The organism is Methanolobus sp., assembly GCF_016278385.1.
In the GTDB taxonomy this organism is placed as follows: Archaea; Halobacteriota; Methanosarcinia; order Methanosarcinales; family Methanosarcinaceae; genus Methanolobus.
In genome coordinates this window covers 22,166-36,480 of the sequence record NZ_JADQBY010000021.1, presented here as the reverse complement: position 1 = coordinate 36,480, position 14,315 = coordinate 22,166, and the positions used below count along the sequence as shown (strand labels likewise).

Sequence of the window (14,315 nt, the reverse complement as noted above, 5' to 3'; positions counted from 1 at the left end):
TAGATGATACACCTGTAGATGATACACCTGTAGATGATACACCTGTAGATGATACACCTGTAGATGATACACCTGTAGACGATACACCTGTAGAATATAGTTTTATAGATAATTTTGATAATTTTAATTCAAATTACTGGATGAAATCTTCATTTAAGTTAGAACGTAGTACATTAGACCCAGCTAATGTTGATGTAAAAGATGGAAACATGAGGATTAAAATCCCTGCAAACACACTCAATGGCGGAGAGATTCAATCTGTAGATTTTTACAAGTATGGTACATACAGCGCAAGGATGAAACTTCCAAACGCACCATCATCAATTACAGGTTTTTTTATGTACTTGGGTCCTGACTTTTACAATGAAGTAGATATAGAGGTATACAATGATAAATCTGGTAATGTAGACTTCACAACATATGCAAATGGTAAAATGCAGCATTCAGTAACTAAGAATATGGGATTTGATCCAACAGCTGGTTACCATGACTATAAGTTTGAATTTGAACAAGGTGTTCTAAACTTCTATGTTGACGACAAACTGCTACAAACTTGGACAGATGGGATGACTACGAATTCTATGTACTTAATGGTAAATACCTGGTTCCCACAGTGGTTACAAGGCACAAAAACTGCATCCGATCAGTATCTTCTAGTTGATTGGATTAAGGTGAGTTAAAACTTTAATATAGCGGTTTTCGTGTTGGATTTAATCTAACACGACTCCGCATTAATTTATAAAACCTAAAAATAATATTATATAGCGGATAATGGTGATAATAACTTGCCATCAACCAATCTATTTTCCTTATCTGGGTTTTTTATAAAATATAAAATCTGCAAAAACAGATGGTAATTTTTATTTTAGTAACAATCCAATCTTCTGAAAAAGAATAAATCCTGTCCGAACTATCTTTAAAGAAGAGAGATGGAAAAATGATAGGAATTATGAGTGATTCGCATGATAATATGGATGCTATCAGAGCAGCCGTAGAACTGTTTAATAAGAAGAAAGTGAAAACTGTCCTTCATGCAGGAGATATAATTTCTCCTTTCACGGCAGTACCTTTTAAGCAACTTAAAGCTGACCTTTATTTTGTTTTCGGGAACAATGATGGTGACAGGTTGCTTCTTAAGGAAAAGTTCGAGGAGATTGAAGCTGTATGTTGTGGTGACTTTGGTGACCTTGAAATCGATGGAAAAAGAATTGCACTCATTCATGGAATATATGAGCCGCCGGTTATTGCTATGGCAGAATCGGGAGATTTTGACATAGTTGTCAGGGGACATACACATCATGCTGGTGTCACAAAAATAAATGAGACACTGCTGATTAATCCAGGGGAAACCGCAGGAGTGCTCACGGGCAAACGTACTGTTGCACTTCTTGATCCAGAACTTGGTGTAGAAATAATAGAAATATAAGCAAAAACTGGCGGCTGCTTTAGAGCAGCTCCGTGACCTTTGAAAGGACTTCCTTAACCTGTGCAGGGTCAATATCAAGATCCTTGTTCTTTTTTATGTCCATGTCAGTTAGAAGTATGTGTTTTCCAATTGGAATACCTGCTTCTTCCATTGTTGCTTGAGCACATTTTAGAGGGCAACCATCAATGACAATGATGGAATCGCAGCCTTCTGCAGACTTAAGAAGACCATTTATTTTGCCACCAATACCTACAGTGCACATCATATTACCAATGCCCTGCTTGTGCAATTCAACTGCAATAGCATTGCTTAACTGACCTACATTGGATGCACCGGCACATGGGAAGACTCCTATAATGGAAGCGCCACATGAACATTTTGCATTCTCAGACATAGGTATTATTTTGTTATCCATTCAATAACCTCATCTACCTTTGGCACTCTGCCAACGATCTTTACCTCACCGTCAACAACAACAGCAGGAGTTATCAATACTCCATATGCAAGTATACCGTCCATATCCTCTACTTTTACTATCTCAGCATCAACACCTGCTTGTGCAACTGCCTCTTCAACGAACTTCTTTGTCTTGTTGCATTTAGGGCAACCAGTACCTAGTATTTCTATTTTCATATTTTCATCTCTTTAAGTTTAAACTAAATAATCACTTTTATAGCATAAAAATCGCAGGATCTTATACAATCAATGCAGTACTTGCACAAACTCATTCTTGCCGGAAAACATATACCGTTTTTCAGCTCAAGCACATCATTCTGACACGCATCCACGCATGAACCACAACCGGTACAGTTGTCATCGGAAACTGTAATAAGCACCATTTTGTGAACACTTCCTTTTTTGTTAAAGGGAATGTCAGTACCCTTTCTTTAATATAGCTGTCAGTTCATCTGCGTTAGGCATGTTCTCTTCGATCTTTTTGCACGTGGTCCCTATATCGTATTCAAGGCGTAGGAGTTCGGTTTCCTGAATTGTGGTATCAAATACAGCACAACTGGCATGCCGATTCCCATCCCTGGGCTGACCTGCTGAACCCGGATTTATGATGAGCATCTTTTTGTGCGTCCTCACAAAAGACACATGTGAATGACCAATAAATATCACATCTGCATCGATTCCTGCTAGCATCTCCTCAAGTTCTGACTCCGATGTCTCAGGTTTTATGTACTCATAATTGGAACGTGGGCTTCCGTGGGTGAAATAGAGTTTCAGACCGTCTATTTTCTTTGTGATACTAAAAGGAAGCTGACGAAGGAAAGACATCTGTTCCTCAGTGGTGTTTTTCCACGTATATTCTCTTGTGGCTTCGGACAGGTGCTTGTACTTGTACCCGCATCCGCATTCAATACCTGAGCCAAGAGCAGCATCATGGTTTCCAAGAACTGTTTCAATTCCCTGCTGCATGACCAGATTAATGCATTCAGAGGGTGAAGGACCATAATCAGCAAGATCACCAAGACAGATGACCATGTCATGCGGGACTTCAAGCACTGCATCCAGAGCTTCCTTATTGCCGTGAATATCAGATATCAGCAGTATGTTCATATTTTCACCGGAACTTTTGTTCTACTCATATAAGAAACATTCCGAATATGTATCCTGATATTGCTGAAATAACGACAACCATTGAGATATATGTAAGACCTTTCTTTACACCCATTATTCGATTTATGACTATCATATTCGGCAAACTCAGTGCAGGACCTGCCAGAAGCATGGAGAGTGCAGGACCCTTACCCATACCAAGAAGTGTGAGCGCACTTATGATAGGTACTTCTGTCAATGTTGAGAAATACATGAGGGCTGCTGCCACAGATGCAATAATGTATGACGTTGCAGTGCTTCCTCCCACATATTCTACAACATATTCAGCCGGGAGAAGCTCAACAATGATACCTGCAAAGAACACACCTATCAGAAGAAGGGGTGTTATCTGCTTTGTGAGAAACCATGTTTCACTCATCCAGCTTTCAAGTTCTTCTTTGCTGAACCACTTAAGAGAAACATATACTGTAATAAGTATCAATGGAATTTCTACGAACAACATTGGATTCCAGGTTGGAAATATCTCAGGTGTTACAAGGATAGCAAGAAGCAACAGGAAAAGCCATACTGTGTGGGCGTGCTTTTCTTCTCCAAATGTCTTAATGCTCTTTCTTTCACCATTGTCCTTTTCGTATATGAAAGCCATCATGATACCTATGAACACTGAGAGGAGAATAGCAATGACCGCCCTTGCGACACCAAGATCATAGCCCAGTATCTTTGCGGTGTAAACAATAGCCAGGACATTAATAGCCGGGGCTGAGAACAGGAACGTTGTTGCAGGACCGATGCCTGCTCCTCTTTTGTAGATACCTGCAAAAAGTGGCAGTACGGTACAACTACAAACCGCGAGAAGACAACCGGAAGCAGCAGCAACGGTATAGGATACATATTTTGGTGCGTCAGCCCCGAAGAATTTCAAAACGGATTCTTTGGAGAAGAGTGATGCTATTGCACCTGCCAGGAAAAAGGCAGGTATCAGACACAGAAGTACATGCAAAGCAAGGTACTCCTGTATAGATGCAATACCTACGTAAGCCAGATCAATAAAAGACGATGCCATATTTCAAAATATGTTGAAACACTATATATAGATTATGGTTTCAAATACTTTTGAAATACTTGCTCCGAAACAAACAGGATTACAGCAGTAAACCATTAGAAGTATATCTAAACAGTACAATTTCAACATATGCCTTTCAAAGCCTTAGGAAAAGTGACAAATTTTGCGGATAGAGAAACAATGCAGCTCCTTGCACTCTGGAAAGAGAGTGTAAGTATTGTGAAACTGGAAAAAGTAAGTTCAGAGGAACTTATCTTTGAGGAGTATTCACACTACATTGTTGTCCATGAACCTCTTAACATGAAATTTCCTGAAAAAAGGGAGGAATGGAATAAAAGATTCTGCGGGCATGCAGGTATTTCAGTTGTTGAACTTATTAAGGTTAACGAAAACAAGATCTACTTCAAAGGTCTTTTTGCTGAAAACATGTCTTCAGTTTATGGCATAGTTCCTTATACATCATTTGATTATAACGAAGCTGACTTCCCTGCTGCCGGAATGGAAATACTAAAAAAACAGACAATGGAAGTTGCACTTCCCCAGGCAACCGGCAAGACAATACTTGATGTAGGGTGCGGAGTAGGCAGCTTAACGCTTCAGATGGCGAAGATGAATCCGCAATCGAAGGTAACAGGTATCGATCTTCTTGAAGATACAATGAAACAATGCTACCTGAATGCTACTGCTTATGACATTGAAAATGCAGAGTTTAAAGCTGCAAGTGTTTACGAACTTCCGTTTGATGACGGAGCATTTGAAACAGTGACCTGCTTCTTCATGATTCACCATCTTGAGGACATACCAAAAGCCCTTTCTGAAGTAAAAAGAGTGGTTGCCAATGGCGGAAAGGTGTTGGCTGTTGAGCCACTGGACCACAATCATGGCACAGAAAGAGGCATACAGGATTGGGTAGACTATTTTGAGAATGCAGGTTTTGCTGTTGAGACACAGCAGATAAACAGGGCAGTTTTTGTCATTGCAAAATTGAAATAGAGAATAACAAGGGAGGAGCGGGTGTACCACACCCGCGGTAAAAAAAGATGTGCAATGCCTCTTCCAAAGAGAGGTAAACTGTCTGGATTAATCTTTTTTGATTGCACCTGAGTGTTACAAACGTATAGTGTTTTTAACACTAATTCTAGTGTGATTCATTCATATTTATAACTTATGCCAGAAAGAAATGGTATCAAATTCCCGCATCATATCGAAAAATTAAAGTACGTGCCATGTTAACGGATAGCATTACTACTTACTGGAGAGGAAAAAATGTTAGGAATTAATGATCCGCAAATATGGGTTGCTTATGTATTATGCTTTGTAAGTGCCATTGGATGTGTCATCTATGGCCTTATACACTGGAACGACGATGAAAAGGATGATAACTGATGGCAGTCAGTACACCAATTCTTGGACTCGCAGTACTTGCCTATATGATGGTAGTTTTCTACCTCGGATGGGTCGGATACAAACAAACTAAAGACAACGACGATTACATGCTGGCCGGAAGGAAGGTCAATCCTTTCGTACTTGCGTTCTCCTATGGAGCTGCGTTTATCAGTACATCAGCAATCATAGGATTCGGAGGGTATGCAGGAGCCTTTGGGCTTGGCATATTGTGGCTTGTTGTCATGAATATTTTTGTTGGCATTTTTATTGCCTTTGTGGTATTTGGTTCACGGACAAGACGCGTGGGTGCAAATCTTAAGGCTGTTACTTTCCCTGAACTGATTGGAAAAAGATTCCAGTCAAGATTCATCCAGGGATTCTCAGGAGCGTTGATCACTATTTTCATGCCGTTGTATGCAGGCAGTGTCCTGATAGGAGGAGCGCGTTTTATGGAAACTGCCCTTAATGTCAATTACAACATAGCTATCCTCATACTTGCCATAATCGTTGCAGCCTATGTCATTACAGGTGGACTTATTGCTGTCATGTATACAGACGCACTGCAGGGAGTATTGATGTTCATTGGAATGGGCATACTGCTTGTGCTGACATATTCAAAGCTTGGCGGCATTACCGAAGCACACCAAGCACTCACAAATATGGCATATCTGGTTCCTGAAAATCTTGCAGCCACCGGTCACACCGGATGGACAACTATGCCTGTATTCGGTTCACCTACCTGGTGGACACTTGTGTCAACTATAATACTTGGAGTAGGCATCGGAGTACTTGCACAGCCACAGCTTGCAGTCCGTTTCATGACTGTTAGGAACACACGTTCACTGAAAAGGGCAGTTCTTTCAGGTGGTCCTTTCATCTTTATGATGGCAGGTGTTGCCTATATTGTCGGTGCTCTTTCAAATGTATACTTCTTAAACACAAAAGGAATGATATCACTTGATGTTGCAGGCGGCAACATTGATAAAATTATGCCTGAATACATCAACAGTGCAATGCCTGATTATTTTGTTATCTTTTTCTTGCTTACCCTGCTGGCGGCAGCCATGTCAACCTTAAGTTCCCAGTTCCATGCCATGGGTACAGCCTTCGGCCATGACTTCTACCGTGAAGGTATCATGAAGGGAAAGATAGGAAATACTATCAATGTCACAAGGGTGGGTATTGCAATAACGATCTTTGTCAGTGTAATACTCGCATACATCCTTCCACCTGGAATCATAGCAAGGGCTACAGCAATCTTTTTTGGACTCTGTGCAGCAGCATTCCTTCCAATGTATTCGGGAGCTATCTTCTGGAAACGCATGACAAAGGAAGGTGCAATTGCAAGTCTTCTTGTAGGAACATTCAGCAGTCTGTTCTGGCTCACTTTTGTCCATGCAAAGGAAGCGAGTGCACTTGGCATATGTCAGGCATTGTTCGGGAAAGTCACCTTGCTTACAGGTACATGGACCCTCGTAGATCCGATACTTGTGGCTACACCACTCGCAATACTTGTTGCCATCGTAGTGAGCCTGATGACAGAACCTACGTCAAAAGAACATATTGAACTGTGCTTTAAGAAAGAATAATACTTTTCTTTTTTGTAGAGGCGGTCAATTAACGAGGTTGGTTGATCGACCTGCTTCTTGTTTTTCCCCATTATGCAAACTAGTAGGAAAAATTCTTCCTTCGACTTTGCAGGGTATCAGAAAATCAGATTTTGTATATAAGCAAAAAGGAGTTTTTCGGGAAGGTGTTGGAAGCATTTTATTTTATTTGGCATAATTGCCTCATCCAACATATTTGAAAACATTTTTATAGCATTTACACTAAAATCTAATACTATGAAATAAGAATTTCGATTACGGGATACACTAATTTATGACATTCTTAAGAATATTTTATCGTATTATGAATGTCCATCTGATTGTCAAGCATATTGTTGTAAGATACAAGAAATTGAGATTGATATGAAAGACTTAAAAGCATTGTGTAATGTATTGAGAACAATAACAGACAGTCTTGATTCCACATTATACAATGGAGTTACTATTTATAAATTAAAATACCTTTGCCCTTTTTTTTCAGAGTTCGATAAATGTAATGCCTATAAGCACAGACCAACCATTTGCAGAATATATCCGTTTAATTTCAATTCGGAAAACGAAATGTTCACGATCAACCCATGTAAAATGGGTGTAAATATCCTGAATGATTTTTTTGAACCGAGAACAGAGATACTTAATCTACCTCTTCCCCAAAATGCAATGTGCGACCTAGATGAATCCTCCGAAATCATTAAGAGAGATATGGGAGAAGGCTCATAAATTAAGTTTTTCGGAGTCACATTGGATGGTTTAAGGACGTTTAGTGAATACCTCGATTCAAAATAGTGAATATATTATGGAGTCTTGGGTTTGAATGGGCAATTATTATTCAATTGTTCAATATCAAGAACATAGGAATCGGTAATTCAACAAAACACCTTATCCTGAACATAGTCTGTATCTTTGTGCTTGCATTTACCACCGTTATCAGGAAAAAGAAAATAAAAAGAGATTTGTGACTCATTCCGTCTTTTGTATACTCTGAAATTAATTTTATGTATTCCATCGTTCACACTTCCTTTATTATGGAGATTTGGAGATCATTATGCACAGATACCTGATTTGTTCTTTTTTTCCCAGTAAGAAATAGTTATTACTTTCACCTAACACACTATGAAATATTATACTCCGCAATACAGGTGACAAGTGTGGAAATTATAAACGAACCAGTTGTAACAGAAATAGAAGAAAGAAATGTAGCATACGTTTCATTTGTCGGGAACTATCTGGGAAATGCCAAAGTCTTTGCAGAATTATTTGGCAAACTCTTCAACTGGGCAGGTCCAAAACAAATAATGGGACAGGATACTCTTTTACTGTCCGCTTATTATGATGATCCTGCTGTTACTCTACCAGATGAACTTAAACTGGAAGTGTGCATGACAATTGATGACAACACTGCGGTTGAAGGAGAGATTAAGAAAAAAAACTTCCCGGTGGAAAGTACGTAGTAATGCGTGCAGAACTGACAGGACCAGAAGAATATGCTCATGCATGGGAAAAGATAATTGATGGCTGATGCGGAACAAGCTTGAAATTGATATGTCAAGGGCAAGCTATGAGGTCTATCTGAACTCACCTGAAGAGCATCCGCAAAATCATCATATTGTGGATATTTGCATTCCAGTTAAATAAAGGGAAATTTAGATTGACCCTTACTTTTTTTATTACTGCTAAAATCACCACGTTTTGTGTCATTACAACTTTTTTAATCAGCCACGGGCATACAATTTAATTTACTAAACTTTAAATAGAGTGTCATGCTAACAATTGACACAGTAATAATTATCATGATTTTTTATAAACATTAAAAGGAAGGAGAAAACATGCTTGGAATAGATGACCCACAGATATGGCTGGCTTACATACTTTGTTTTGTAAGCGCCATCGGCTGCATAATCTATGGAGCCCTCAAATGGAACGATGATTCTGGTGAAGGAGAGGTGGCCAAATGACATTGAGCACACCAGTACTTGGAATAATCATACTGATCTATCTACTGGTAATCTTTTACCTTGGATGGCTTGGATATAAGAATACAAAAGAAACTGAAGATTATATGGTGGCAGGAAGGAAAATTCATCCTTATATTCTTGCACTGTCCTATGGTGCGACTTTTATCAGTACTTCAGCCATAATCGGATTTGGTGGAGCTGCCGGTGCCCTTGGTATGGGACTGTTATGGCTTGCATTTATGAACATCTTTGTAGGAATATTCATAGCATTCGTGGTATTCGGTTCCAAAACACGCCGTATGGGAGTGAACCTCAATGCAGTTACATTCCCTGAACTAATTGGAAGACGCTTCCAGTCCAGATTCATCCAGGGATTTTCAGGAGCACTTATAGGCGTATTCATGCCACTATATGCAGGTATCGTACTTATCGGAGGAGCAAGATTCCTTGAATCCACCCTCAGTATAAATTATGATGTTGCCGTTCTTATTCTCACTGTTATCGTTGCCGCTTATGTTATCACAGGCGGACTTATTGCTGTTATGTATACTGATGCCCTGCAGGGCACACTCATGTTCATCGGAATGGTCTTCCTGCTGGTATTCACTTATGCCAAAATGGGTGGAGTTACAGCAGCCCATTCTGCACTTACAGCCATGAATGACCTTGTGCCTGAAAGTCTTGCTGCCGGAGGACACCTTGGATGGACTTCAATGCCGGCATTCGGATCACCCATCTGGTGGACACTCGTGTCAACACTTGTACTTGGTGTAGGAATAGGAGTTATAGCACAGCCACAGCTTGCAGTCAGGTTCATGACCGTAAAGAATGACAAAGCACTTAACAGGGCTGTACTTGTTGGCGGACCATTCATCCTCATGATGACAGGTGTCGCATTTACGGTCGGCGCGCTCTCAAACGCATATTTCTATAACACAGTTGGTAAGATATCAGTTGTAGTTGCAGGAGGTAATACCGACCTTATTATGCCTGAGTTCATCAACAGCGCCATGCCGGACACCTTTGTAGTTCTGTTCATGCTGACCCTGCTCGCAGCAGCCATGTCCACCCTCAGCTCACAGTTCCACACAATGGGAACATCCATCGGGCACGATTTCTATCGTGAGTACCTTAAGAAGGGAGAACTCGGTCAGACCATCAACATAACCAAAATAGCAATTGCAGGAACCATCCTTGCAAGTGTTGTTCTTGCATACATACTTCCAATCAGTATAATTGCACGTGCAACAGCAATCTTCTTTGGACTTTGTGCAGCAGCATTCCTGCCAATGTACGCAGGTGCTCTATTCTGGAAACGTATGACCAAAGAAGGTGCAATTGCCAGTCTGCTGGTAGGAACATTCTCCAGTCTGTTCTGGCTTGCATTCGTACACAAATCAGAAGCTGTGCCTCTTGGAATAAGCAAAGCAATATTTGGTGTTGACACGATCCTGACAGGTACCTGGACAGTTGTGGATCCTATACTCGTTGCTACCCCACTTGCTATTGTTATTGCAATTGTCGTAAGCCTTATGACAAAACCAACGCCACAAGAACATCTGGAAGTTTGTTTTAAGAAATAGTAAATTTACCATAGATTTTACTCCGGACAATAAATGTCCGGAAACACTTTTTTAAAATTAATTATATTATTAAGACTTCAAAATGGCATATGATTTGCAAATAATTTCTTTTTAGGCAACCCAATATGAAATGTTGAACCTTCATTGGCTTTGCTTTCAACACGAATATCTCCTTCATGATGTTGTATTATGCGCCGACAGATATTGAGTCCAAGACCAACGCCAGGATATTTCCTTGTAATAGAACAATCCCCCTGATTAAAACTCTCAAAGATACGAGATAAGTGCTCCTCAATAATACCAACCCCTTTGTCCTCTATACTTACATAAAGGCGATCATCGGTCTCAGTTACAGATAAGATGATAGTACTGCCCGATGGGGAGAATTTTATGGAATTGTCAAGTAAATAGCTTAGTGCCTGGAACAGTTTTTTACGGTCACCATGGATCATCAAAACCTTTTCAGGCATATTTATATTCAAGCTCAAGCCCTTGGCAGTAAGAGCCCTTTTAGAATCCATGGCCGCTGCTTCAATAACATCTAATATATTCAGTGGAAAACAATCATAAATATGGCCATTAGAATGCTCCATTCCAAGATATAAGAGAGAATCAACGACCTTCTCAAGTTTATTAATACTAAAAAAGGAGGTATCAAGAGCCTTTTGCTGGCGTGGCTCAAGCGAGCCCAGAAAGCCATCATAGAGAAGCTCTCATGATAGCCTTTGACTATCGACAAAGGAGTTTTAAGTTCATGGCTGAATATCGATACGAACTCTTTATTCATATTATCAAGGGATTTTAATTCTTCTTTGTTGGCAGCAAGTTCCTTTTCCTGAATATTGAACTTGGCTCCATACTTTACATAATATAGATAATTATTCCAAATGTACAAATTTTAATTCTACATTAGAACATGAGCATTCAACCTGTCTACAGAAAAATTATATATAAGGTTTCTTGAAAAATAATTGGCCAAATATTGCTGTTGCAAGGTAATTATCTTCAACAAAAATAGGAAGTTCAATGCTTGCAAGCCCACCATCGCATTTATACTCATAACAATCCCTTTTTGTTTCCCCGAAATGGACGATACTCCCATTACTTTTGGGACATTTATTACCTTTAACTGGTTTTACACCATGAAATCCGGAACATATCACAGTCTGACCGGAAGAGGCAAGAATAGAGACATCTGAATCAACAATAGAAAAGGAGATATCAGGAATAATATCAAAACTGACCATCAATTCCTGAAATTTATCAATATTTACTAAATCGGTGAATTTGTACTCCATATGTAACCTATTTGGAAACGCAGGCTTCAAATACAAAGTAATAAGATCAAGCCAAATTATTTTGCTTGGTGCATAACTTTTTAATATATATTTATAATAAATAAACATACATATATATAATTATAATAAAACGAATGATTTTTAAAAAATAGATCATCTGTCAAATTCGATCAAACGATATATATTAATTTTTCCACCTGCATAATAGACAAAATATTTCTAATCAATATCATGAAAAATAATAGTAATAATAATATAAAATCAGGCAAAAGCCGTATGACGAGAAATGAGGGGATAAGTTATATTATAAATGTAACTCGACTTTTGCCTATGGTAGTTTTGACATAATGAAATATAAACCTATCTGTAGTATATATATTAAAATACAATCATTTATACATACTACCTTATAAAATTATGTAGCTGCCGATTTCCATAATAATGACATCTGCAGTAGATAACGATTTTACATTTTGAGCAAAAATGTTTGGGTCTTGTGAGATAACATCGTACGTATTGTAATGCATGGGAATGGCAATCTTAGGGCGCAACATCTCAACTGCAAATGCAGCATCTTTTGCATCCATAGTATAGCGTCCCCCAATAGGAAGAATAGCAACATCAGGATGATAAAGCTTTGATATAAGATCCATATCTCCAAAAACGGCTGTATCACCTGCATGATAAATTGAAACATCGTCGAACTTTATAACAAAACCTGCTGCCCTTCCACCGTCAAATCCCCAGCCAGATTCATCGATCGAAGAAGAATGTCTTGCATCGGTCATTATGAAATGAATACCAGCAAGTTCAATTTTCCCACCAATATTCATTCCTGAAGTCTTTATCCTTTTTGATTTCAGGTACTGGGATATTTCATGGATGCAGACAACCGTACAACCCGTTTTCTGTGCTATACTGACCGTATCACCAAAATGATCACTATGACCATGAGTAACTGCAATAATGTCAGGTTCCAGCTCTTCAAGCCGGACCGAAGCCTTCGGATTTTCTGAAATAAAGGGATCAATAAGTATAGTCGTTCCCCCAGCATCTATCTGAAAGCACGAATGTCCCAGCCATGTCAATCGAGTATTGCCCATATAGCCAAATACATCTGTCAAAATAATAGTCTATCGGCAAGTATAATTGTAAAAGACCCTAAAGAATTATTTATGGAAATTGGTATAGTGATCCACGGACCTGATGTTGTTGATTCCGGTATGGCAAAAGAAGTCCTTAAAATACTGAAAGAATTTGGACATAGCTCTGCCATAATGGCAGGAACAATTGGTAAAACAGCAGTTCTTGATGCCAATCTTGAAGACGTCATTGATATAAGAAAGAGTCTGAAACCAAGTCGTTGTATCGAAGAATTATTCAGAACAAAAGATATTGTTGTTTTGCTGAATCATGGAAAAACAGTCGAAAATGGCCTTTTTTTTTCTAATATCGTAATCTCCAGGCTTGAAAGTCGCACAGTGAGACCTCTTATACATATTGAAAGACCGGGCATGCCCGATGGAAAAATTGTGCCATGGAATTTAGATTCCCTGGAATTTGCCCGGAAACTTAGCAATATCCTCCAACTTGAAATGACAGCTATTCCGGAAATGGTGACCCCCATAAGTGTCGATGATCACGGACAACGCATCATTAGAAAAGTATACGGTGTGCACCCTGGAGAAAAAATAATGATCAATGGGATTATTGTAGGATTTGCACAATCTGAAGATATACAGATAATAAGTGAAGACGGATTCATCACAGAAATAAAAGGAGCCAGAATAAAAGAACACGGTTTGGAAAAATTACATGGATATAATAAGAGGACACCGGTTGATCTTCGTAGCTGCTGGGTAAAAAGTGGACCTTTGAGAGGAAATAAATTTTCTGTTCGCAAAAAAGATAATGTGTTCAAATATATAGTTCGTGAAGAAAAAAAGAATCATGAGCCTGATGAAAGAATTAAAGCCGTTTTAATTGACCATGAAGCTGAAAAGACATTTGAACTGATAAGAGATGCAAATGTTGCTGTAACGATCGGGGATGATACCACTGATATTGCAGGAGACATACTATTCAGATTGAGAATACCCATCATTGGTATTACAGATGGAGATATTGATGGACTTTCACATCTGAAACACATATGCACAGGATCGACGGTAATCAGATTGCAGCCAAATAGTGATGACATCGTTGGAAAACATATACGAAAGACACTGTTCAAGGAAAACAATTATGCTTATTTTGATTCTATTAAAATCCTCAGGAATAATATATGCATGATGTCGAAAGAATATTTCGTATTCAGCACAGATTATTAATTATTGTGCGCTTTAAATTTGCGCATATATAACTTTAAATATAATAATAACATAGTAAGTACTGTAGCTCATTAGAGCACCTATTAAACAAGGGGTTATTTAAT

At 38.9% G+C, this 14,315-nt stretch carries 18 protein-coding genes; 10 read left to right on the top strand and 8 right to left on the bottom strand.

What is annotated here, in order from left to right; all coding sequences use genetic code 11:
* Together QZZ23_RS09525 and QZZ23_RS09520 are read left to right on the top strand one after the other, a co-directional pair.
* A partial coding sequence (locus QZZ23_RS09525; RefSeq protein ID WP_292469352.1) for a glycoside hydrolase family 16 protein occupies positions 1–680 on the top strand: 680 nt, incomplete at its 5' end.
* 257 nt (positions 681–937) lie between these two features.
* Positions 938–1,426 (top strand): metallophosphoesterase, encoded by a 489-nt coding sequence (locus QZZ23_RS09520; RefSeq protein ID WP_292469349.1) that lies wholly within the window; start codon positions 938–940, stop codon positions 1,424–1,426.
* Between the two features lie 19 nt (positions 1,427–1,445).
* Here QZZ23_RS09520 and QZZ23_RS09515 read toward each other — a convergent pair whose 3' ends face one another.
* The 5 genes from QZZ23_RS09515 to QZZ23_RS09500 are packed head-to-tail and all read right to left on the bottom strand — an operon-like array spanning position 1,446 to position 4,052.
* Positions 1,446–1,841 (bottom strand): putative zinc-binding protein, encoded by a 396-nt coding sequence (locus QZZ23_RS09515; protein ID WP_292469346.1) that lies wholly within the window; start codon positions 1,839–1,841, stop codon positions 1,446–1,448.
* Entirely contained in the window at positions 1,826–2,059 is a 234-nt protein-coding gene (locus QZZ23_RS09510; protein WP_292469343.1) for a thioredoxin family protein, read from the bottom strand. Before QZZ23_RS09510 ends, QZZ23_RS09515 begins: the two co-directional genes overlap by 16 nt.
* Before the next feature lie 23 nt (positions 2,060–2,082).
* A complete protein-coding gene (locus QZZ23_RS14700) occupies positions 2,083–2,265 on the bottom strand; it encodes a 4Fe-4S binding protein (RefSeq protein WP_366931336.1) in 183 nt (60 codons plus the stop codon).
* A gap of 34 nt (positions 2,266–2,299) precedes the next feature.
* Positions 2,300–2,989: a metallophosphoesterase family protein gene (locus tag QZZ23_RS09505; RefSeq protein ID WP_292469339.1), complete on the bottom strand. Its 690-nt coding sequence runs from the start codon at positions 2,987–2,989 to the stop codon at positions 2,300–2,302.
* A 25-nt stretch (positions 2,990–3,014) separates the two neighbouring features.
* The gene (locus tag QZZ23_RS09500) at positions 3,015–4,052 is read right to left on the bottom strand and encodes a permease (RefSeq protein ID WP_292469336.1); all 1,038 of its coding nucleotides are present in this window, start codon (positions 4,050–4,052) and stop codon (positions 3,015–3,017) included.
* Between the two features lie 180 nt (positions 4,053–4,232).
* Here QZZ23_RS09500 and QZZ23_RS09495 point away from each other — a divergent pair, with 180 nt between their 5' ends.
* The 7 genes from QZZ23_RS09495 to QZZ23_RS09470 all read left to right on the top strand — a co-directional run bounded on the left by QZZ23_RS09495 (position 4,233) and on the right by QZZ23_RS09470 (position 10,583).
* Positions 4,233–5,045 carry a class I SAM-dependent methyltransferase gene (locus QZZ23_RS09495; protein WP_292469334.1) on the top strand — a complete coding sequence of 271 codons (813 nt, stop codon included), beginning with the start codon at positions 4,233–4,235 and terminating at the stop codon, positions 5,043–5,045.
* A 273-nt stretch (positions 5,046–5,318) separates the two neighbouring features.
* Positions 5,319–5,438, top strand: coding sequence for a symporter small accessory protein (locus tag QZZ23_RS14695; protein ID WP_366931335.1), 120 nt, complete (start codon positions 5,319–5,321; stop codon positions 5,436–5,438).
* A complete protein-coding gene (locus QZZ23_RS09490) occupies positions 5,438–7,027 on the top strand; it encodes a sodium:solute symporter (RefSeq protein ID WP_292469333.1) in 1,590 nt (529 codons plus the stop codon). The genes QZZ23_RS14695 and QZZ23_RS09490 overlap by 1 nt, the downstream gene beginning before the upstream one ends.
* A 288-nt stretch (positions 7,028–7,315) precedes the next feature.
* On the top strand, positions 7,316–7,765 hold the full coding sequence (locus tag QZZ23_RS09485; RefSeq protein WP_366931339.1) for a YkgJ family cysteine cluster protein: 450 nt from the start codon (positions 7,316–7,318) through the stop codon (positions 7,763–7,765).
* 428 nt (positions 7,766–8,193) lie between these two features.
* A complete protein-coding gene (locus QZZ23_RS09480) occupies positions 8,194–8,496 on the top strand; it encodes a GyrI-like domain-containing protein (protein ID WP_292469331.1) in 303 nt (100 codons plus the stop codon).
* Positions 8,497–8,871: 375 nt separating this feature from the next.
* Entirely contained in the window at positions 8,872–9,000 is a 129-nt protein-coding gene (locus QZZ23_RS09475) for a symporter small accessory protein (RefSeq protein ID WP_292469329.1), read from the top strand.
* Positions 8,997–10,583 (top strand): sodium:solute symporter, encoded by a 1,587-nt coding sequence (locus QZZ23_RS09470; protein ID WP_292469327.1) that lies wholly within the window; start codon positions 8,997–8,999, stop codon positions 10,581–10,583. The genes QZZ23_RS09475 and QZZ23_RS09470 overlap by 4 nt, the downstream gene beginning before the upstream one ends.
* Before the next feature lie 77 nt (positions 10,584–10,660).
* Here the strand turns inward: QZZ23_RS09470 and QZZ23_RS09465 are convergent, their stop codons facing one another.
* The 3 genes from QZZ23_RS09465 to QZZ23_RS09455 form a co-directional block, all read right to left on the bottom strand.
* A complete protein-coding gene (locus QZZ23_RS09465; RefSeq protein WP_292469326.1) occupies positions 10,661–11,104 on the bottom strand; it encodes an ATP-binding protein in 444 nt (147 codons plus the stop codon).
* A gap of 423 nt (positions 11,105–11,527) precedes the next feature.
* Entirely contained in the window at positions 11,528–11,881 is a 354-nt protein-coding gene (locus QZZ23_RS09460; protein ID WP_292469324.1) for a PocR ligand-binding domain-containing protein, read from the bottom strand.
* Positions 11,882–12,288: 407 nt separating this feature from the next.
* A complete protein-coding gene (locus QZZ23_RS09455) occupies positions 12,289–13,005 on the bottom strand; it encodes a metal-dependent hydrolase (protein WP_292469322.1) in 717 nt (238 codons plus the stop codon).
* A gap of 51 nt (positions 13,006–13,056) precedes the next feature.
* Here QZZ23_RS09455 and QZZ23_RS09450 point away from each other — a divergent pair, with 51 nt between their 5' ends.
* A complete protein-coding gene (locus QZZ23_RS09450) occupies positions 13,057–14,211 on the top strand; it encodes a DUF2117 domain-containing protein (RefSeq protein ID WP_292469320.1) in 1,155 nt (384 codons plus the stop codon).
* Positions 14,212–14,315: the final 104 nt, after the last annotated feature.